Source organism: Mycobacterium sp. SMC-21 (assembly GCF_045310825.1).
Lineage (GTDB): Bacteria > Actinomycetota > Actinomycetes > Mycobacteriales > Mycobacteriaceae > Mycobacterium.
Map to the genome: position 1 here is coordinate 1 of NZ_JBJIAO010000060.1, position 19,093 is coordinate 19,093.

Consider the following 19,093-nt stretch of genomic DNA (forward strand, 5'->3'; position numbering starts at 1 on the left):
CGAGCGGGGCGTTCTCATCAGTGCATCGTCATCAACACCGATGACGCCGACATCGTCATCTTCAACGACGGCCAACATGTGGCGAAGTTCACCGGCATATTCAGCCTTTCAAGACATAGATTGCTGATGAGACAGTACGTCAAGGTTGTTCCGTTGCGCGATCGTTACTGCTGGAGGCGATCGCGGGAATTAGCGGCCGTTCGTCGTACCCGCGTAATCCGTCTCCGCTGCGCTCTCGGGGCCCGCTGGCGGCAAGCAGGCTAAGAATAGTGCGAAGAATCCACTCCGAGCCATGATCGATGGATACGCCGGGCGTCAGCTGTGTCCAGAGCTTCGGGACTGTGGATTTATCGGTGTTTCCGGCCTGACACGCTGAGCGAAGCTCGGCGAGGAAGGTGCCGTGATGACGCCACTGGATGTGGCGAAGAAAAAGTCGGGGCCCTCCGCTGCGCAGCAGGCTGCGGTCGAGCTGGTGCGGCTGGCCCAGCAACAGGGGCCATCGCTGACCGGTCCGGACGGACTGCTCAAACAGATGACTAAAGCGGTGCTCGAGATCGCGCTCAATGAAGAGATGACCGAGCACCTGGGCTACGAGAAACAGCAACACTTTTCGGCTCACTTCCCGCAAGTCCTTGGACGAGATCAAGCGGGACACCAAACCGACCTACACCGCGATCAACGCCGCCGACGCCCGGGCCGCGTTCGACGATCTGACTGAAAAATGGGGCCAGCGGTATCCGGCGGTGATTCGGTTGTGGGGCAACGCCTGGGCGGATTTCATCCCGTTCCTGGACTACGACGTGGAAATCTGCCGAGTCATCTGCAGCGCCAATGCTATTGAGTCTTTGATCGCCCGCTTCCACCGAGCGATCACGGCAGGGCACGATGGGTGATGCGGTGCAAGCCAGCGCTCGACGCGTTTGCAATCACGTTCGGCGACCGATTCCCGGCAGCCGCGACCTACTGATGGAAACCGCCGGAAACACCGTTAACGAGATACTCCGTTGGCAAGTTCGATGGTGACGGGTGGCCGGTAGTGATGCCGTGCGCAGTCACGCCGTTCGGGTAGCTGTCGCTATCCGCAGTGTGGGCTTTCCGCCCGGACCTTCTCCAGCGGTGAGTTTGGCGAGCTGTGCGTCGACGGTCTCGATGGGTCAGCGGACCGCCGAACGGACGAATTGAAGAACCGCCTTGATAGGCGGAGAGGACTTCGCTCAGATCGGCGAGTCGGTCGAGTGGGATCGCGAACTCGTCGGCGGATGCAAGGGGCTTTCGTTCACCGCTGCATTGCAGATCTTATGTAGTAAGCGCTGTGCTCACCGGGGTATCTGGTGTTTTTCCGAGGCATTGGCTTCGGAGTTCCTGATCGGGAGCAGTGACGTCCGCTGATGTTCTCCGTTAAGGGTGAATGCGGGTTGGGCGGTGCGCCTACTGCGAACACTCCATCCGTGGGACGCTCGCTGGTTCTAGCTGGCGTCGGGTCTTGTTGTGGCTGGGTTGACGCTGTAGGTGTCCATGAAGGTGTCGACGAGGCGGATGCAGTCGTTGTGGGTGATGGCGCGGATGCCGGTCAGTCGGGCGAAGACGAGGGGGCCGACGAGCTGGCAGATGGCGAGCTCGACGTCTAGGTCGCCGAGTTCTCGGCGGCCGTCGGCGCTTTGCAGGATGTTGTCGAAGGGTTGCCGGTATTGCTCGACGACGCGGGAGCGCAGCGCGTGAGCGTTGGCGTGCGGGGTGCCTTCGGAGTCGGCGCTGGGGGTTTCGGCGGGGCCCAGGGCCGCCCAGGCGAGGGTGGTGACTTGCACCGGCGCTTCGGCGAGGAGGTCGGCTTGGCGTGACAGCAGTTCGATGAGTCGCTCGCGCAGAGTTCCGCTGGTGGGTTCGGGCGGAATGACTTGCGGCAGTAAGCGTTCGAAGGTCGCTGCGAGTAGCTGGGTGGAGCTATTGAAGTGGCGGTAGAGGGTAGTGCGGGCGACTTTGGATGCCTTGGTGACCGCGTCGATGGTGACTGCTTCAACGCCGCCGGTCTTGAGTAGGTTGGCGGCGGCATCGAGCAGTCGGTTCCGTGACCGCGTGCGGCGCGGATCGATGTCCTCGTCATAGTCGTCCGGTATCGGCGGGGCCTGATTTCTCACTGTGGCTCCTTTGCTGATCCCGGGTGTGTTCGTCGACAACCTCAGTTATGGTACATCGAGTAGCGCAGCGAAACTGAATGTACAGGGGTGTTGAGCGTGCCGGATCAGCAGAGATCATTCTCGCGTGGGCAGCAGTGGACCCTAGTCGTGTCGTGTGCCGCGGTGGCGCTGGTGATTGGTTCGATGGCGGCCCTATATACCGCGTTGCCGAACATTGCCGTTGATACCGGGGCAACGCAGAGCCAGCTGACGTGGGTAGTCGACGGGTACACCTTGGCGATCGCGTGCCTGGTCTTGCCTGCGGGCGCGGTCGGCGACCGTTATGGCCGGCGGGGCGTGCTGATCGCCGGGTTGGCGGTGTTCGCGGCGGCGTCGGTGGTGCCGTTGGCATTCGACACCCCGTGGTGGCTGATCAGTGCGCGGGCGGCGGCTGGGGTGGGTGCGGCGTTGGTGATGCCGTCCACGTTGTCGATCCTGACCGGTGAGTTCGGGGTGGCCCAGCGGCGACGTGCGGTGGGCATCTGGGCGGGCGTGGCCGCCTCGGGTGCAGTGGTCGGGGTGCTGATTTCTGGTGTGCTGCTGCAACTTTGGTCGTGGCGGGCGATTTTCGTGGGGCTGGCCGCCGCGGCGGTGCTGCTGCTGGTCGCGGCGCTGCGAGTGCCCACTTCCCGCGAGGGTGCCCATCCTCGTATCGACGTGGTGGGGTCGGTAGTGATCGCGCTGGCGATCGGTCTGCTGGTGGTCGCTCTTGTCGAGGCGCCGCATCGCGGCTGGACGGACACCGTGGTGATGGCGCTGTTTGGTTGCGCCGCTGGATGTTTGGTGGCGTTCGCGGTGGTGGAGTTGCGGCGTGCTGACCCGCTGCTGGACATGAGGTTGTTTCGCGATCGCAGTTTCACGGCGGGCACGGTGTCGCTGGTGCTGCATTTCGTGGTGATTTTCGGGGTGTTTTTCCTGCTGGTGCAGTACCTGCAGCTGATCAGCGGGTATTCGCCGATCAGGTCGGCGTTGGCGCTGACACCGTTGATTGTGCCGATCGTGGTGGTCTCGGTGGCGGCACCGCAGCTGGCGGCACGCTGGGGGTTGCGCGTGATGCTGGCGGGTGGTCTGGGGATGCTGGCGGTCGGGATGTTTCTGGCGAGCCGGCTCGACGTGCACTCGGGTTATGTAGACATTGTGTGGTCCCTGGTGGCGCTGGGGACCGGTTTGGGTCTGTGTACAGCGCCGTCGACGGCAGCGGTGGTGGACGCCACCCCGGTGCACAAGCATGGGGTGGCCGCGGCGGTCAACGATGCGGCCCGCGAAGTCGGCGCGGCGATGGGGATTGCCATCGCGGGCAGTGTGCTGGCCGCCGGCTACAGCGATCGGGTCGGCGCGACCGCGGCTGCCCTGCCGTCGCCGCTGCGCGCTGCATTCGAGGACTCACTGGCGGCCGCGGCACAAGCGGCGCTTCATGTCGGTCCCGCGGCTGACGCTGCCGTCGCGCAGGCGAAGTTGGCGTTTGTTCATGGTTGCGCGACAGGGGCTTTCGTGCTTGCGATGATCAGCGCAGTGTCGGCATTGATCGTTGCCGTGTGGGCGCCGGGCCGATCAGCACCGCCACCCGAGGCGGCTGCGCCGGTGGTGCCCGCCCCGGCCAGTTCGAGTGAGCCGGCGGGTGCCGCGTGAGCGACTCGGTAGCCGATGAGGATGTGCCACAACAACTTCCCGCGCACACCCCGGTGTGCATGGGATGTGGCCCCGACAATCCGCATGGCCTGCGGTTGACGGCCTATCGCGACGGCACGGAGGTGTTCGCCGATGTGACCTTCGATGAACGGCACATCGGTGCTCCCGGTCTGGCCCACGGCGGCGCGATCGCCGCGGCCTGCGATGACGTGCTCGGCTTCACGCTGTGGATCGCCGGCACCCCGGCGGTAACACGCAGCTTGACGATCGAGTATCTGCAACCGGTCCCGCTGCACCACACCCACCGTGTGCGCGCCCGCGTCGTGGATCGTCGCGGCCGGGTGCTACGCGTGGAGGGAACCGGGGTGGGCAGCGACGGCGTCACCAGGTTCACCGCGGCGGCGGTCTTTATCGCTGTGGACGCGGCCCATTTCGCCGCGCACGGCGACATCACCGGGTTCACGGAGATGTTCGCCGACCTCGCGCGCCACGCCGCCGGCGGCGGCGTCGAGCGCGATAGTGGGCCGCGATGAGCGTGCCCGATGTCCAGATGAGCGAGCCTGATACGTACTTGCGCCCGCCACCGGTGCGTCCGAGTCCGGTGGTCGTCGCGGGCCGCCGCGAAGAGATCCTCGACGCGGCGCTGGAGATCGCCTCGGCGCACGGTTTTGAGGGTGTGCGCATGCGTGCGGTTGCTGCGCGGGCCGGCACGGCCGCGAGCTCCCTGTATCGGCACTATTCGTCCAAGACGCATCTGCTGGTGACGGTGCTGGCCCGCGAAATTGAGCGCCTGGACGCCGAATTCGACTGGAGCGCCGATGAATTGACCCCACCGCAGCGCTGGGCGCAGTTGACGGTGCGGCTGCATCAACGGTGGCTGGACGAGCCCGCGTTGACCGATGCGATGGTGCGGGCGTTCGTGGTGGCCGATACCGGCGCGGCCGATGCTGTGCAGTACGCCGTCGGCGTGATCGAGGACATGTTCGCCCGCGCGCTCGGCGGACCCTCGCCTACGCCGCGCGAGCGACACCTGGCCGGTCTGATCGCCGACATCTGGCTGGCCAACCTCACGGCCGTGATCAGTGGGCGGGTCACCCCCGCCGATGCGCGGGAGCGCATCGACCGCACCGTCGGCCATCTGCTGGGGGCATTGCTGCGCACCGACATTCGATAGCGGAACTTGTGGTATCGCTGCGCTACTTTTTGTACCATGACTGTGCACAACGACGTGCCGAAAGGAGCCGGTCATGCACACTCTTTGGATCACGCACTGCACCATCCAGCGGGTTTCGTTGCACGAGGGGTTGGTGCTCGACTTCGACGACTACAACGAGTTGGTGATCGCCACCGCGATGAAATTGACCCTGCCGCCGGTGGGTCTGTATCCCGAGGAACAGGTGGTGATCGACCCGCACAACTTCGCGCCGCAGCACCGCGCCCTGCTCGACATGGCCGGCGCGACGTGCGCCCACGCCGAATGCGACGACGACGGCGCGCTGCATCTTGTGCTGTCGACCGGGGGCGGTATCGATGTCACCCCCGATGGCGACCGGGCCTCCTGGGAGCTGTACGGCAAACGGCACGGCTACATGGCCTGCCTGCCGCCGGGGCAGGTCCGCATCGTGCGCCATGACCTCCCCATCGGTGATATTGGCGCTGCCGCAAGCTAATTGCTTTGCCGACTCCGCCGTGGGCCGCCAAAATTTTGTTGACGAACGCTGCGCCCGGCGAACGTGGAACAACTAGTATCGGAGGGATACTTTTTGTTCCACTTGTGCGGGAGGCTGGCGATGGGTAAGCGGACCAATAGCTCCACGGCCGCGGCGTCGGCGGTGGGCAAACCGCGCTCCACGATGGCTGATCGTCAGCGCGCCCAACGCGCCGAGCTGGTCCGCGAAGAGGTCATTGATGCTGCATTGGCCGAGTTCGCTGAGCGGGGCTATCACCAGACCTCGATCAGCCACATCGCCGCGCGGCTCGGCTCGGGGCACTCGATGTTCTACCGATATTTCGAGAACAAGCGCGACATCGTCGATCACGCGGTGCGACAGGTCAACGGCCGGCTGGGCGCTGCCATCGATGAGGCCACGCCGTGCCTGGTCACCTCCATCGAGGAGTTCGGTCAGTACCTGTCCTCAATCGGCATGGCCTACACCGATGTCCTCGCCGAAGAGCCGCGGCTGTTGCAGCTGATCGTGGTGCAGGCCGCCGGGGTGGATCAGGAAATGTCGCAGCGGTTTCACCGTATGTATGACAGCGGCGCCGCGATCCTGGGTGCGGCGCTACGCCACGGCATCGACCGCGGCTACATCCGCCCCGACCTCGACATCGGTGCTACCGCCGAGTCGATCGTGGCGATCCCTTTCGGCATCGCCCTGCGCTACGGACACAAACCCGACCGTGACGTTCTGATCGCCCAGACCGCGGCGATCACCGCCCTGGTGTGTCGGGGTATCGCCGTCTAAACGCCAGGCCAGGGCCGGGCTGGAGGCTGCGCCGGCATCGTTATCGTCCACGAAAATAACGCTGCCGCAACTTAATTCGGCGCCCGAAGCCGGAAAAACTATGCACGAACGCTTCCCTGCCGGAAATGGAACAATTAGTATCGAAGCGATACTTTTTGTTCCGTTTTGACGGCAGGGGCAGCATGAGTGATCGCACCGACGGGCCTGGCACCACGCGGCGGGGCCGGGTCACCGACCCGTCCGCGTCGTCGGAATACAGCGCCCGACTCGGGCGCCTCGCGACGTTCACGGTGCGCCACAAGGCTCTGGTGATCGGCGGGTGGATCGCCGCGGCAGTGCTGCTGGCCCTGCTGTTCCCGCAGCTGGAAACGGTGGTGCGCCGCCAGTCGGTGGACCTGATTCCGCGCGATGTGCCCTCGTTTCAGACCGTGGACCGGATGAGCACCGCGTTCGGCGAGCAGGGCTCCAAAACGATGCTGTTCGTGGCGATGGAGGACCCCGCCGGGCTGAGCGATCAGGCACGTCAGCGGTACGGGGTGTTGATCGAGCGGTTGCGCGCCGACCATGCCCACGTGCTGCTCGTGCAGGATCTGCTCGCCGATCCGGTCACCCGAACCCAGGCGGTCAGCCGGGACGGGAAAGCCTGGTACCTGCCGGTGGGCATTGCCGGCGCGCTCGGCGATCCCACTGCGGCCGAATCGGTGGGCGCGGTGCGCGACATCACCACAGCGGTGTTCACCGGATCGGGGGTCAGTGCCCACGTCACCGGCCCGGCGGCCACGTTCAGTGACCAGATCTCTTCTGCCGAACACGATTTGCTGTTAGTGTCGATCGCCACCGCCGGACTGATCGCGCTGATCCTGCTCATGGTGTACCGATCACTGTTCACCGCGCTGCTGCCGCTGCTGGTCATCGCGCTGAGCCTGGCCGTCGGGCGGGGCGTGCTCTCGGGACTCGGGCAGTCCGGGTTGCCGGTCTCGCAGTTCACCGTGGCGTTCATGACCGCGATCCTGCTCGGCGCCGGCACCGACTACACGGTGTTCCTGATCAGCCGCTACCACGAACAACGCCGCGCCGGAACGCCACCGGAGGCGGCGGTCATCACGGCCACCGCGAGCATCGGCCGCGTCATCCTGGCCTCGGCGGCCACCGTCGCGTTGGCGTTCCTGTCCATGGTGTTCGCCACGCTGAGCGTGTTCGCCGCACTGGGGCCGGCCTGCGCGGTCGCCGTCGCCGTCGGATTTGTGGCCACGGTGACCTTGCTGCCCCCGGTGCTGGCCGTGGCGGCCCGCCGCGGCATCGGCGAACCCAAACCCGACCGCACCCGCCGCTACTGGAATGCCGTCGCTGTCGCGGTGGTGCGCCGTCCGGTACCGCTGCTGGTCGCCAGCCTGCTCATCCTGGGACTGCTGGCCGCCGCGGCCACCGCGATGACCATCAGCTACGACGACCGCGCCGGCCAACCCGCCAGCACCGCCAGCAACCAGGGCTACCAACTGCTCAACCGGCACTTCCGCAAAGACATGGTCCTGGCCGAATTCCTCGTGGTGCAGAACCCGACCGACATGCGCACCGCCAAAGGGCTGGCCGACCTCGACGAAATGGCCTCCCGCATCGCTCAATTGCCCGGCGTCGTCTCGATCGCCGGTGTCACCCGACCCACGGGCGCCCGCTTGGAGCAAGCCCAACTGTCCTGGCAGAACGGGCAGATCGGCGACAAGATGGCCCAATCGGTCACCGACGCCAACGCCCACCGCGCCGACCTGAACGCCCTGACCCACGGGGCCGACCAACTCGCCGACGGCCTCGCCCAACTCGACACCGCCGTGCGCACCGCCATGGGACCCCTGGGCGGTGTGCTCACTCAGGCCTCCACTGCCGGCGCCCGCATGCAGCGTTTCGGCCCACTGCTGCAACAACTCTCGGCCACCGCACCTGGTGTGGATCAGGCCATCCAAGCCGGCCCCGGCATCCGCCCCCTGGCCCAGCGCGCCGAGAACGCCATCGGTGTCCTGGACCCGCTGGCCGGTGCCCTCAACGCTGCCCCGTGGTGTGTGGCGACCCCCGAATGCGCCCAAATCCGTGACCAAGTCGCGGTCCTGGTCACCTTGCGCGACAACGGATTTTTCACCCAGATCGCCACACTAGGAGACCACTACAACCCGGCCACCGATGCGACCGTGACCGGCACCCTCACTGACATTCAACACACCGTCACCGCCATGAACGCCGCGTTCAAAACCCTCGGTGACCCCGCCGATCTGGCCGCCAACATCCACCGGCTGCAGCAAGGAATCGGCCAACTGGCCACGGGGTCGCGCGCGCTGGCCACCGGGGTGCACGCCCTGGCCGACAGCAACATCCAGATGCTCACCGGCATGAGCACGATCGCCACCGCCCTGCAGAACTCGGCACGCGCCACCGCCGGCTCGGACGCCGCCGCTGGTTTCTTCCTGCCCGCCACCACCTTCGATGACCGGCGATTCGCTGACCTCGCCAGACACTTCGTCTCACCCGACGGCAAAACCGCCCGCTTCGCCATCGACACCAACGCCGACCCCTACAGCATTCAAGCGATGCGCCTGGCCCAGCAGATCACCGACGTCGCCAACGCCGCCCGCCCCAACACCACCCTGGCCGATGCCAGGGTGGCGGTCGCCGGGTTCCCGGCTGTCAACGCCGACATCCAGCGCCTGCTGTCTGCGGACTTCACCCAACTGGCTATCGCCACCCTGGTGATCGTCGGGCTGATCCTGGTGGCGCTGCTGCGTGCCATCATCGCCCCGCTGTACCTGCTGGGCACCGTGATCCTGAACTACCTGGCCTCCCTGGGCATAGGTGTCATTGTGTTCCAGTGGATTCTCGGCTACCAAATCGCCTGGCCCGTACCACTATTGGCGTTCATCATCCTGGTCGCCGTCGGCGCCGACTACAACATGCTCCTGGTGTCCCGGTTGCGTGAAGAATCCACGGCCAACCTGCGCGTCGGGGTGCTGCGTACCGTCGCCAACACTGGATCAGTGATCACCTCCGCCGGCCTGATCTTCGCTGCAAGCATGTTCGGCCTGATGATCGGGTCGGTGGCGATCATGTTCCAGGTCGGGCTGATCATCGGCTGCGGGCTGCTTCTGGACACCTTCCTGGTGCGAACCCTCACCGTTCCGGCTATCGCCACCCTGCTCGGTCAAGCCAGCTGGTGGCCTCAACGTCCATCCCGGCGCCGGGCACCCGCCACCGCGCCGGCACACCGAGAGCCGGTAGGCACAACGTAAGTCATGGCCGGCCGCGCCCCGCCCGCGGTGCAATTCGGTGGTCTGGGTATGGCGCAGCCGGTGGGTTTGGCTGAACCGCAATGGCCGCCCGGCGCTATCGGTGAGGCCGTGGATGTTATCGAAGCGGCCCAGCACGATGCTGTTGGAATCGCAGCTGCGGGGCCGACGACCCTGGAACGGAAACCGCACTCCCAGAAATAGATACGTTGGCGTCAGCTCGGGGTAGGCGGCGGACCCAGGCTTGACCCCAGTAAAGAAAGTTCTCACATCGCAGGTCAAAGCCGCGTGTGCATGGAATGGACTGAGGCGCGATCACGTCGGTGAGTTGCGTGGTCGGGTCGATCGTCATTGACGGCGTTCGAGGGTGGTCATTTGCCCGCGACGAGCCGACTGAATGACGCTCGACGACGCGTTGTAGCTCGGGATCTGAGTGGTGCCGGCCGGTGTTTTCGCGGGGCGGCGAACGGGAGCGCCAGCGGACGGTAGCCGCCCCGGTCTGAAGTCAGGCTGAAGATGATGCGCTGAACGCGGCGAGCGATTCTGCGTCTGAGGACGGCGGTTTGTGGGCCGGCTCGTAGGCTGGTGTCATGAGTAGCGATCCGGCGGAGCGTGCAAGGCGGTTGGCTGAGCGGCATCTCTCCGGATTGCCGCGCCGCTGGGCTCACGTGCAGGCCGTGGCGGCGGCCTCCGAGCGGATGCGGCCGCACCTGGACGTCGAGACCGGAAACTGCCTGGTGGCGGCGGCGTGGCTGCACGATATTGGGTATGCGTCGGACCTGCGTGAGACTGGTTTTCACCCGCTGGACGGCGCGCGGTTCCTGCGCTCGCAGGGCTTTCCCGAGGCGGTTGTGTCGTTGGTGGCATTCCATACGGGTGCGGCAGTAGAAGCTGAGGTGCGTGGAATCGAAGGGCTGGAAGAGTTCGCCGAGCCCGCCGCCGAGATTCTGGACGTGCTGACGTTCTGCGACTTGACGACCGGCCCCGACGGTTCACCGGTGTCTGCAGCAGCGCGTTTGGACGAGGTGATGGAGCGGTATGGGCCCGAAGACCCCTTGCATCGGGCGGTCAGTTTGTCGCGAGAGGAATTGCTTGCGGCAGTGGGGCGGGTGCAATCGTGGCGGTAAGCCGGCCTGGTTATCCGAGGTAGGGTGCCGACCTCTGGTCCAGGTAGTGGGTGATGCGCAGCCGCATTGAGGGGTGCATGTCCAGCGCGCCTATATCGGCCGGGTCGGTCCAGGCGACGTCGGTACTTTCATGGTCGGTCGCGAGCTGCCCGCCCAGGACCGTGGTGGTAAAGCACAGGGAAAACTGTTGACGCACTTCGCCATCGGAAAAAGCAACCACGTGTGCGGGGTCGGTGTAGACGCCTGACAGGCCAATGACCTGCACGTCGAGCCCAGTTTCTTCTTTGACTTCCCGGATAGCGGTCTGTTCGATTGTTTCTCCGATATCGTGGCCGCCACCGGGCAGAGCCCACAGTGTGTTGTCCCGGCGTTTGACCAGCAGGATACGACCTTGTTCGTCGGTGACGATCGCCGACGCGGACGGAACCACACTGTTGGGGGTGGGGATCGTTGTAATAGTCGGTCCGGGCCATCGGTAGGGCCTCTCGTGTCGCGGTGGATTCTTACGGTCTCGGCGGTGGTCGTGCTTGGTCCCAGACGCGGGTGAACGCGTCCACGAATGTCGCCCACAGTCGCGGCTCGTCGGTACGAGAGAAGATCATCACCGGGTTGTCGCGCCCTGGTGAGCCGTAGACGTGGAAGTTGATGAGCATGCTGTCGTCGACCTTGAAAATTGATGTGTAGAGCGTTGTTTGGTGGGTACGCACCTGCAGACCCGGGGTCTGGACGTGGGGAGCGAGCAGTTCCACGGAGTTGCGAGTGCGGGCCATGACAGAGTCGCCGATACCTTCCTCCTCACCCCGCAGGATCATGTTGTCCCCGCCGGGGTCGCCGACGAGAAAACGCACCTGGGCGCCGCGTTTGGCGGCTTCGACCAGGGTGGTTGTGAAACCATCGAGAGTGTCGAACAAGAACGTGGCGGCGAACTCCAGAATATCGATTGATTTCTTGGCGCTGGAAAAATGCCTCTGTCACAGCTGAACTGGGACCTGGGTGCGGGTTGCGTACATCGTCGGGCTGAACGTTGCTGCGGAATTGGTAACGGGCCGATTGGTGGGTTGTTCGGCCGGGAACTGGGATGGCCACAGGTCATGCAGTGTGCACCCCAGCTCGCGGGCTGCTGCGTGGGCATTCTCCCGCTGGACGTGCCAATCGGCATCGGTGGCCCAGCGCCGCACCGTCTTTTCGTGAATCCCTATGCGCGCGGCAAGCCGGCGCGGGGACAATCCTTTAGCGCGTAGCGCCCGGTCGAGTGCAACGTTCTTGGTTTTGGAGGACGGTAGGTCGCCGTCGGGTGTAAGCGCCACGATGCCACCGTCCCTCCCTGTGCGGTAGTCGCTCGACCCGTAAATCAGCGACTGACCACGATCTTTACATAAACCCCATCTCTGGCGTTGACATCATCGAACTGCGCGCGGAACAGCCGGACAGTTCTATGGCCATGTCCGCACGCATGTCCGCGAATGTCCACGCCGATGTCCAACGTGTCTTCGATGTCCTTCGGTGTCTCTGTGAATGTCCGGGATGTCCACGTGTAGTGATCTCAGCGCTCGCTCAGGGCGCGACGTGACAACGAAAAGGACAGGGAAGCAATGAAACTGAAAATCGATACCAGTGCGGTCTCGTGGATGTGCACGAAAAGTGCTGAGGCGCGAATCGATTTCGAATCGGGTCATCCGAAAATCGACAAAGGTACTGGCTTGCCGCTGTATGCGGTGCAGCTTATGGCCCTCGATACAGACGGGGCCGAGATTCTGGCGGTGACCGTGGCTGGTGAACCGAAAGTCACTGTGGGGCAATCCGTCACGGTATCGAACCTGGTGGCGTTGCCGTGGAACCAAAATGGCAAGAACGGAATCGCCTATGGGGCTGATGCCATTACCGTCGCCGACGCAAAAGCCGTGCCGCCGCGCTCCTAGCGCGCCTAAGGTCGGCCCGCCGGCTACCACGCTGCAGAGGTGGCGGCGGTCGGCGGGCTGATCACTCACTCCCACAGACACTTTCACGAAAGACAGGACGGCATGTCGAACACGGCAAGCAACAACAAGCGGAACGAAGAAAACGAGGACTGGGTCGGCGACCTTCTTATCTCGATCGTCACCGCCTTCGGCCACCTGCTGTGGTGGGCGCTACGTTTCCCGCTGCTCGGGGTCCCGGCCGCGGTCGCGCTGGGGGTCGGCATCTGGCAGGGGTACAACATTGGGATGTTCACCCTGGCCGGGTTCGTTGCGGCCTACATGGGTTGGGCATTCCTTGATGAGGAATCTTTTGAGCATCTGGTGCTAAACCCACCCTGGCACGCCTATCTGCGGTGGTCACGCTATCAACGCGCCTGGGCCCAGGTCTGCGCGCTACACGGCCTGACCACCAAGCACGGCGAGCGGGAACATATTCCCGCCCTGCGGGTGATCGCGATCGGGGACCACACCGACACCATCGATGTGTCGGTAGTGACCGGTCAGTCAATCAGCAACTGGCAGAAGCAAACTGACGCGCTCGCTGCGGCCTGGCGTGCCGAACGCGTCACCGTGACCGCTATCGCGCCCGGTCGGATGCGTGTCACCATTGTGCGCGGCGACCCGCTGGCTGACCCGATTGCGCTACCTATGCCCACCGCTGCCACCCCTGTGGATTGCGGCGCTATACCGACAGGGGTCACCGACAGCCATCAACTGTGGCGGGTACCCGTGTTGGGGCATCACCTTCTGGTGGCCGGGGCTACTGGCTCCGGTAAGGGCAGCGTCCTGTGGTCACTGATCGCAGGCCTGGCACCACACGTGCGCACCGGGCGGGTTCGCTTGTGCGTGATCGACCCGAAAGGTGGAATGGAGTTGGGCGCAGGCGCCACTATGTTCACCGCGTTCACCCACGACGCCGGCAATGCCACCCTGGAACTGCTGCGCGCGCTGGTCGACGTGATGCACCGGCGCGCTGATCGGTTGCGGGGCCACACCCGGCTACACACACCTACTGTCGCTGATCCGCTATTGGTCGTCGTTATCGACGAAATCGCTGCCCTTACTGCCTATCTCACTGATCGGAAACTCCGCGTAGAAATTGAACAGCTCCTGGGCATGCTGCTATCCCAGGGCCGTGCAGTCGGCATCTCGGTGGTTGCAAGCCATCCAAGACCCCGCAAAGGACACCCTCCCGGTGCGCCAGCTGTTCACTGTGCGGGTCGGATTGCGGCTCACCGAAGCCACCCAAACCGCGATGGTCCTGGGGCAGGGTGCCCGCGACGCTGGCGCGGTCTGCGACGACATTAGCGATCACACTCCGGGTGTCGGGTATGTGATGACTGACGGCACCGCCACGCCCACCCGCATCCGGGCGTTCCACGTCACGGACCGTGACATCAGCACCCTGGCTCGCACCTTTCGGGCACCACACCCACGCACCACCGCATCCGGGAACCAGGAGAAGTCGTGACCGGCACAGCCTCAGCGGACCGAGCGGTGGGGAACCCGGAGTGGGTGCTGCCAGGTATGCCCGCCACCGCCGCCAGCGTCGATGTGGACAGGGTGGTGCGTGACATGGTCCGGCGGGCATCATCACCCGGCTTCGACGCTTGGTGGCGTCGCGCCGAATCGGTCGGGTTCTGTGCTCACCCCATCCAACTGAGCGGCGCTGACCTCCACGGCCGGCATCAGGTGGTGTGGACGCGCTGCAACAACCGCCGCGCCCAGGTCTGCCCGTCCTGCTCAGACCTTTACGCCAGGGACACTTGGCAACTTGTGCACGCCGGCGCCGCTGGCGGTCACCACGACGTCCCCGCCACGATCGTGGGACATCCGCAAGTGTTCGTCACGCTGACCGCGCCGGGATATGGCGCGGTGCACCACCACACTGAGACCGCGTGCCGAGATGCCGCCAGAGATGGCGGACACCGGCGTTGCCCGCATGGAAAGCCCCTGTGGTGCAGCACCACCCATTGCCGAGATGACCCGCTGATCGGGCAGCCCCTATGCATTGACTGCTACGACTACATCAGTCATGTGCTGTTCACCTGGTACCTCCCCGAACTCTGGCGCCGCTTCACCATCGCGCTGCGTCGTGCCGCCCGGTGCGAACTGAAGACCGTCGGGGCCGATCCTGACTCGGTCAAGGTGAGTTTCGTGAAAGTCGTGGAGCTGCAGGCCCGCGCCATTCCTCACATCCACGCCCTTATTCGCCTCGACCCTGTCAACGACACCACCACGGCCGGTGACCACACTGGTTACGGCCGTGCCACCTCCGGTGGCGCGGAGCCTCGTCACAACGCACAGTCACCATGGCAATCGCCAATCACCGCGCCGGCTCTGGCAGCACTGATCAACCGCGTCGCGCGCCAGATCGCCATCACGGTTGCTGCCCCTGCCGAAATTGGTGATCTTGATACGGCAAGCGGCACTGTGTTGGTGCGGTTCGGCACTCAGATCGATACCCAGCCTCTGGCCGCAGCCGCACCATCTGGCAACGAAGACTCGGATACCGCTATGGCAAGTGATCATTTGACGCCGCGGCGTGTCGCTCGCTATCTCGCGAAGTACGTCACCAAATCCCTGCAGGACTTCGGTATCGCCGCCCGCCGCCTGTCCGCTGAATCTATTGCTTCCCTTGATGTTTCCGAGCACGTGCGGTCGATCCTGACCACCATCGTTGTGCTTGCTGGCACCCAGTCCGGCATCGGAAACACCCCGGCTCTGGTGGGGATCGACCGATGGCTGCACACCCTCGGCTATCGAGGCCACATCACCACCAAATCCCGCCGTTATTCCACCACCATGAGCGCGCTGCGCAGCCAACGCGCTCAATGGTCTCGTCAGAACAACACGAAACACGTTGTGGACCAACATGCTCAGCCGCAGATTAGTGAAGACATCGGGTGGGAATTCGACCGCGCCGGACACGCTACCGTAGGCGACCGCGTGTTGGCTGTTTCGGCAAGCCTGCGTCATATCGACGCCCGCTTGGAAGGACTTGCTGAACGGCATCGCCAAGTCGGTGACAAACATTGGGACCCGGCGGGGGAATGTGATGGCTGAGAAAGGTCCTCGGCCCGCGCATGGTCGATCGGAATGCGATGCGCCGAACCTGTCAGAGGGAGGTGTTGAAATTGATCTAGTCAACCAGTTTCGACTTCCGCACGAAGCCAACTGCGCGCTGATCAACGTCATACTGGCTGTACGGGACCGGATGCGTGCATCAGGGAGGGAAGTGGCATGAGCCTCAGGTTCGCCTTCTATGGCCGAGTGAGCACAGAGGATGCTCAAGACCCGGAGGCGAGCCGAAGCTGGCAGAAGCGCCGCGCGTTGGACCTGATCACTCCGCACAGGGGAGTCCTGGCGGCTGACTACTTCGACGTGGGACAGAGCCGTTCGCTGCCTTGGAAGCGAAGGCCGGAAGCATCACGTCTGCTTGATGACGTCGCGTCTCGTGGCCGTGGCTTTGATGCTGTCGTGATCGGGGAGCCCGCCCGCGCGTTCTATGGGCCTCAGTTCGCGCTCACTTTCCCTGTGCTGACGCACTACGGAGTTGGGTTGTGGGTACCCGAGGTCGGTGGAGCGGTCGACCCCGGCTCCGAGGCGCATGACCTCGTGATGACGCTCTTCGGTGGCATGAGCAAGGGCGAGCGCGCGCGTATCCAGATGCGTGTCCGCGCCGCGATGTCGGCACTCGCGCAGGACACAACCAGATACCTCGGTGGCAGACCACCGTATGGCTACCGGCTCGTCGACGCGGGCCCACACCCGAACATTGCCAAGGCAAATCTTGGGCAACGGCTGCACCGCCTCGAAGCCGACCCCGCCACGTCACCGACCGTCGAGCGGATTTACCGGATGTACGCCGACGGAGCGGGCCTGCGTTACATCGCGCAACAGCTCACCGACGACGGCGTGCCGTCGCCAAGCCAATATGACCCCGCGAGGAACCCGCACCGTGACCCGCGAGGATGGTCTCATTCGGCTATCCGCGCCATCCTCGACAACCCGGCGTATCAAGGCGTCCGCGTTTGGGGCAAGCAGGAGAAATACGAGGTACTGGTCAACCCCGACGATGTCGCCGCTGGGTATGAAACCCGTATGCGGTGGCGTGCTGAGGCCGACTGGATAGCACCGGACCGCCGTACGCACGAAGCGCTGATCACAGACGAGCTGGCGCAGGCCGTTCGTCTTCGGACACAGGCGCGCCGAGGGCCTGGGCTCGTCTGCAGCAGAGAATCGACCGTGCCCTATGCGCTTCGTGGGCTGCTGTACTGCGCCGCATGTGGCCGGCGGATGCAGGGGGCCGCCCGACCAGGGAAGCAGACAACGCGCATTCTCTACCGATGCGAGCTCGGCAAGTCGCGTTCGGTACCTGTCGACCTGAGTGATCACCCGCGGACGGTGTATCTCCGGGAAGACGAGGTGACCGCGCGACTGGATAAATGGATCGCCACCTTGGCCGATCCGGAAGACCTCGCGCGAGGGCAAGACCTGGACCCGGCGGCAGGAAACGGATATGCCGCCTTGCAGCGTGAGCTCAGCGAGGTGAACAGCAAGATCGCCGCCCTGGTCGCTGCGGTGGAGTCTGGTGTGGCCGTCGAGGATTTGACTGCTGCGCTCCGCCGCCGGACGGCCGAGCGCGACGAGCTGAAGGCGCGTCTTGAGCATGTGGAGCGACCCCACGCGATGTCTGCGGCGCAGATCAGCGAGTTGGTCGGAGAATTGGGCGGGCTTGCGGCGGTGCTCGGCAAGGCAACCGGAGCGGAACGCGCTCAGGTGTACGCAAGTCTGGGTTTGCGTCTTGACTACGACCCGCACCTGCGGCAAGTGAGGGCGACTGCCGACCTAAGTCGTGTCGCCGGATGTGTCCGAGGGGGGACTTGAACCCCCACGCCCGTTAATAGGGCACTAGCACCTCAAGCTAGCGCGTCTGCCATTCCGCCACTCGGACCTGCCCAGCCGTCTGGCCGGGCAGCTTAGGCTAACGGATCGAGGTGCTCAGTCCAAAACCGAGGTGGTACGAATGTGACTGTGACTGCGCCCGAAGACGAAGTCGTCGACCTCGTCAGCTCCCTCATCCGGTTCGATACGTCCAATACCGGCGAGCCGGAGACCACCAAAGGCGAGGAAGACTGCGCCCGCTGGGTGGCCGAGAAACTGCGCGAGGTGGGCTACACCACCGAGTATGTCGAGGCGGGGGCGCCGGGGCGCGGCAATCTGTTCGCACGGCTCAAAGGCGCCGACCCGAACCGGGGCGCCCTGCTGATCCACGGCCACCTCGACGTCGTGCCTGCCGAGCCCGCCGACTGGAGCGTGCACCCGTTCTCCGGTGCGGTGAAGGACGGCTACGTGTGGGGCCGCGGCGCGGTCGACATGAAGGACATGTGCGGCATGATGATCGCCGTCGCGCGGCATCTGAAACGCAACAACATCGTCCCGCCCCGGGACCTCGTCTTCGCCTTCGTCTCCGACGAGGAGCACGGCGGCACCTACGGCTGCCAATGGCTCGTCGACCACCGGCCCGACCTGTTCGACGGCATCACCGAGGCCATTGGCGAGGTCGGCGGCTTCTCGCTGACCGTGCCGACCAAGGAGGGCGGCGAACGCCGGCTGTACCTCATCGAGACGGCCGAGAAGGGCCTGTCCTGGATGCGGCTGACGGCCCGCGGCCGCGCCGGGCACGGCTCGATGGTGCACGACGACAACGCCGTCACCGAGATCGCCGAAGCCGTCGCCAAACTGGGCCGGCACCAGTTCCCGTTGGTGCTCAGTGAGTCGGTCGAGCAGTTCCTGGCGGCGGTCTCCGAAGAGACCGGCTACGACCTCGACCCGACCTCGCCGGACCTGGAAGGTTCCATCGCCAAGCTGGGCGGCATCGCGCGCATCGTGGGCGCCACGCTGCGCGACACCGCGAACCCCACCATGCTCAAGGCCGGCTACAAGGCCAACGTCATCCCGGCGACGGCCGAGGCCATGGTCGACTGCCGCGTCCTGCCGGGTCGCAAGGAGGCCTTCGAGCGCGAACTCGATGCGCTGCTCGGTCCCAACATCACCCGTACCTGGGAACGGGACCTGCCCAGCGTGGAGACCACGTTCGACGGCGACCTCGTCGACGCGATGAATGCCGCCATCCTGGCCGTCGACCCCGACGCCCGCACGGTGCCCTACATGATGTCGGGCGGCACCGACGCGAAAGCGTTTGTGCGCCTGGGTATCCGGTGCTTCGGCTTCGCGCCGCTGCGACTGCCGCCCGAGCTGGATTTCGCCGCGCTGTTCCACGGGGTCGACGAACGGGTACCCGTTGACGCACTACAGTTCGGCGCCAAGGTCCTCGAACACTTTTTGACGCACTGCTGACCGACCCTGCCCGCCACCGAAGTTTGACCGCCGAAAGGACTCTCAATGACCGTGTCAAGCCGCCGCAGTGGCGATTTGGGGCGTGTCGGGGTGCCAGGTCCGGTTGTC

At 65.0% G+C, this 19,093-nt stretch carries 14 protein-coding genes, 1 tRNA gene and 4 pseudogenes; 15 read left to right on the forward strand and 4 right to left on the reverse strand.

Annotated elements, in window-relative coordinates:
- The 3 genes and pseudogenes from ACJH6H_RS28515 to ACJH6H_RS28525 form a co-directional block, all read left to right on the forward strand.
- The coding region (locus tag ACJH6H_RS28515; RefSeq protein ID WP_406776280.1) for a hypothetical protein at nt 1-264 on the forward strand (264 nt) is incomplete at its 5' end.
- A 139-nt stretch (nt 265-403) separates the two neighbouring features.
- Nucleotides 404-718 carry a transposase gene (locus ACJH6H_RS28520; RefSeq protein WP_406776281.1) on the forward strand — a complete coding sequence of 105 codons (315 nt, stop codon included), beginning with the start codon at nt 404-406 and terminating at the stop codon, nt 716-718.
- A pseudogene (locus ACJH6H_RS28525) lies at nt 603-967 on the forward strand (transposase); the annotation flags it as partial. The gene ACJH6H_RS28520 and the pseudogene ACJH6H_RS28525, both read left to right, overlap by 116 nt.
- A 499-nt stretch (nt 968-1,466) precedes the next feature.
- Here the strand turns inward: ACJH6H_RS28525 and ACJH6H_RS28530 are convergent.
- Nucleotides 1,467-2,135 (reverse strand): TetR/AcrR family transcriptional regulator, encoded by a 669-nt coding sequence (locus ACJH6H_RS28530; RefSeq protein WP_318986951.1) that lies wholly within the window; start codon nt 2,133-2,135, stop codon nt 1,467-1,469.
- A gap of 162 nt (nt 2,136-2,297) precedes the next feature.
- Between ACJH6H_RS28530 and ACJH6H_RS28535 the strand changes: the two genes are divergently transcribed.
- The 7 genes from ACJH6H_RS28535 to ACJH6H_RS28565 all read left to right on the forward strand — a co-directional run bounded on the left by ACJH6H_RS28535 (nt 2,298) and on the right by ACJH6H_RS28565 (nt 10,664).
- Nucleotides 2,298-3,803 (forward strand): MFS transporter, encoded by a 1,506-nt coding sequence (locus ACJH6H_RS28535; protein WP_346414624.1) that lies wholly within the window; start codon nt 2,298-2,300, stop codon nt 3,801-3,803.
- 59 nt (nt 3,804-3,862) lie between these two features.
- Nucleotides 3,863-4,336, forward strand: a complete 474-nt coding sequence (locus ACJH6H_RS28540; protein WP_318986950.1) for a PaaI family thioesterase — start codon at nt 3,863-3,865, stop codon at nt 4,334-4,336.
- Entirely contained in the window at nt 4,333-4,977 is a 645-nt protein-coding gene (locus ACJH6H_RS28545) for a TetR family transcriptional regulator (protein ID WP_318986919.1), read from the forward strand. The genes ACJH6H_RS28540 and ACJH6H_RS28545 overlap by 4 nt, the downstream gene beginning before the upstream one ends.
- 73 nt (nt 4,978-5,050) lie before the next feature.
- On the forward strand, nt 5,051-5,473 hold the full coding sequence (locus tag ACJH6H_RS28550; RefSeq protein WP_318986918.1) for a DUF6188 family protein: 423 nt from the start codon (nt 5,051-5,053) through the stop codon (nt 5,471-5,473).
- 120 nt (nt 5,474-5,593) lie between these two features.
- Nucleotides 5,594-6,268, forward strand: a complete 675-nt coding sequence (locus tag ACJH6H_RS28555) for a TetR/AcrR family transcriptional regulator (protein ID WP_406776282.1) — start codon at nt 5,594-5,596, stop codon at nt 6,266-6,268.
- Nucleotides 6,269-6,450: 182 nt separating this feature from the next.
- Complete coding sequence (locus tag ACJH6H_RS28560; RefSeq protein WP_346414621.1) at nt 6,451-9,540, forward strand: RND family transporter; 3,090 nt, start codon at nt 6,451-6,453, stop codon at nt 9,538-9,540.
- A 587-nt stretch (nt 9,541-10,127) separates the two neighbouring features.
- Entirely contained in the window at nt 10,128-10,664 is a 537-nt protein-coding gene (locus ACJH6H_RS28565) for an HD domain-containing protein (protein WP_318987370.1), read from the forward strand.
- Nucleotides 10,665-10,674: 10 nt separating this feature from the next.
- Here ACJH6H_RS28565 and ACJH6H_RS28570 read toward each other — a convergent pair.
- Both ACJH6H_RS28570 and ACJH6H_RS28575 read right to left on the reverse strand, forming a co-directional pair.
- Nucleotides 10,675-11,137, reverse strand: a pseudogene (locus tag ACJH6H_RS28570) (NUDIX hydrolase).
- A 30-nt stretch (nt 11,138-11,167) separates the two neighbouring features.
- Nucleotides 11,168-11,971, reverse strand: a pseudogene (locus ACJH6H_RS28575) (hypothetical protein).
- A gap of 285 nt (nt 11,972-12,256) precedes the next feature.
- Between ACJH6H_RS28575 and ACJH6H_RS28580 the strand changes: the two are divergent.
- The 4 genes and pseudogenes from ACJH6H_RS28580 to ACJH6H_RS28595 all read left to right on the forward strand — a co-directional run bounded on the left by ACJH6H_RS28580 (nt 12,257) and on the right by ACJH6H_RS28595 (nt 17,512).
- The gene (locus ACJH6H_RS28580) at nt 12,257-12,583 is read left to right on the forward strand and encodes a hypothetical protein (RefSeq protein ID WP_318987369.1); all 327 of its coding nucleotides are present in this window, start codon (nt 12,257-12,259) and stop codon (nt 12,581-12,583) included.
- Nucleotides 12,584-12,685: 102 nt separating this feature from the next.
- A pseudogene (locus ACJH6H_RS28585) lies at nt 12,686-14,093 on the forward strand (FtsK/SpoIIIE domain-containing protein).
- Nucleotides 14,094-14,149: 56 nt separating this feature from the next.
- The gene (locus tag ACJH6H_RS28590; protein WP_318987368.1) at nt 14,150-15,688 is read left to right on the forward strand and encodes a replication initiator; all 1,539 of its coding nucleotides are present in this window, start codon (nt 14,150-14,152) and stop codon (nt 15,686-15,688) included.
- Between the two features lie 177 nt (nt 15,689-15,865).
- Nucleotides 15,866-17,512 carry a recombinase family protein gene (locus tag ACJH6H_RS28595; RefSeq protein ID WP_318987367.1) on the forward strand — a complete coding sequence of 549 codons (1,647 nt, stop codon included), beginning with the start codon at nt 15,866-15,868 and terminating at the stop codon, nt 17,510-17,512.
- Here the strand turns inward: ACJH6H_RS28595 and ACJH6H_RS28600 are convergent.
- Nucleotides 17,494-17,579 (reverse strand) — tRNA-Leu (locus ACJH6H_RS28600). The two genes, ACJH6H_RS28595 and ACJH6H_RS28600, sit on opposite strands and share 19 nt — an antisense overlap.
- Before the next feature lie 74 nt (nt 17,580-17,653).
- On the opposite strand from ACJH6H_RS28600, the gene ACJH6H_RS28605 reads away from it, so the two are divergent.
- Nucleotides 17,654-18,985 carry a M20/M25/M40 family metallo-hydrolase gene (locus ACJH6H_RS28605; protein WP_318987366.1) on the forward strand — a complete coding sequence of 444 codons (1,332 nt, stop codon included), beginning with the start codon at nt 17,654-17,656 and terminating at the stop codon, nt 18,983-18,985.
- Nucleotides 18,986-19,093 lie beyond the last annotated feature (108 nt).

What these genes read in the sequence shown, in the direction of transcription:
- ACJH6H_RS28520 (WP_406776281.1), top strand. Translation starts at nt 404, where the DNA reads ATGACGCCACTGGATGTGGCGAAGAAAAAGTCGGGGCCCTCCGCTGCG.
- ACJH6H_RS28540 (WP_318986950.1), top strand. Translation starts at nt 3,863, where the DNA reads ATGGGATGTGGCCCCGACAATCCGCATGGCCTGCGGTTGACGGCCTAT.
- ACJH6H_RS28545 (WP_318986919.1), top strand. Translation starts at nt 4,333, where the DNA reads ATGAGCGTGCCCGATGTCCAGATGAGCGAGCCTGATACGTACTTGCGC.
- ACJH6H_RS28550 (WP_318986918.1), top strand. Translation starts at nt 5,051, where the DNA reads ATGCACACTCTTTGGATCACGCACTGCACCATCCAGCGGGTTTCGTTG.
- ACJH6H_RS28555 (WP_406776282.1), top strand. Translation starts at nt 5,594, where the DNA reads ATGGGTAAGCGGACCAATAGCTCCACGGCCGCGGCGTCGGCGGTGGGC.
- ACJH6H_RS28560 (WP_346414621.1), top strand. Translation starts at nt 6,451, where the DNA reads ATGAGTGATCGCACCGACGGGCCTGGCACCACGCGGCGGGGCCGGGTC.
- ACJH6H_RS28565 (WP_318987370.1), top strand. Translation starts at nt 10,128, where the DNA reads ATGAGTAGCGATCCGGCGGAGCGTGCAAGGCGGTTGGCTGAGCGGCAT.
- ACJH6H_RS28580 (WP_318987369.1), top strand. Translation starts at nt 12,257, where the DNA reads ATGAAACTGAAAATCGATACCAGTGCGGTCTCGTGGATGTGCACGAAA.
- ACJH6H_RS28590 (WP_318987368.1), top strand. Translation starts at nt 14,150, where the DNA reads ATGCCCGCCACCGCCGCCAGCGTCGATGTGGACAGGGTGGTGCGTGAC.
- ACJH6H_RS28595 (WP_318987367.1), top strand. Translation starts at nt 15,866, where the DNA reads ATGAGCCTCAGGTTCGCCTTCTATGGCCGAGTGAGCACAGAGGATGCT.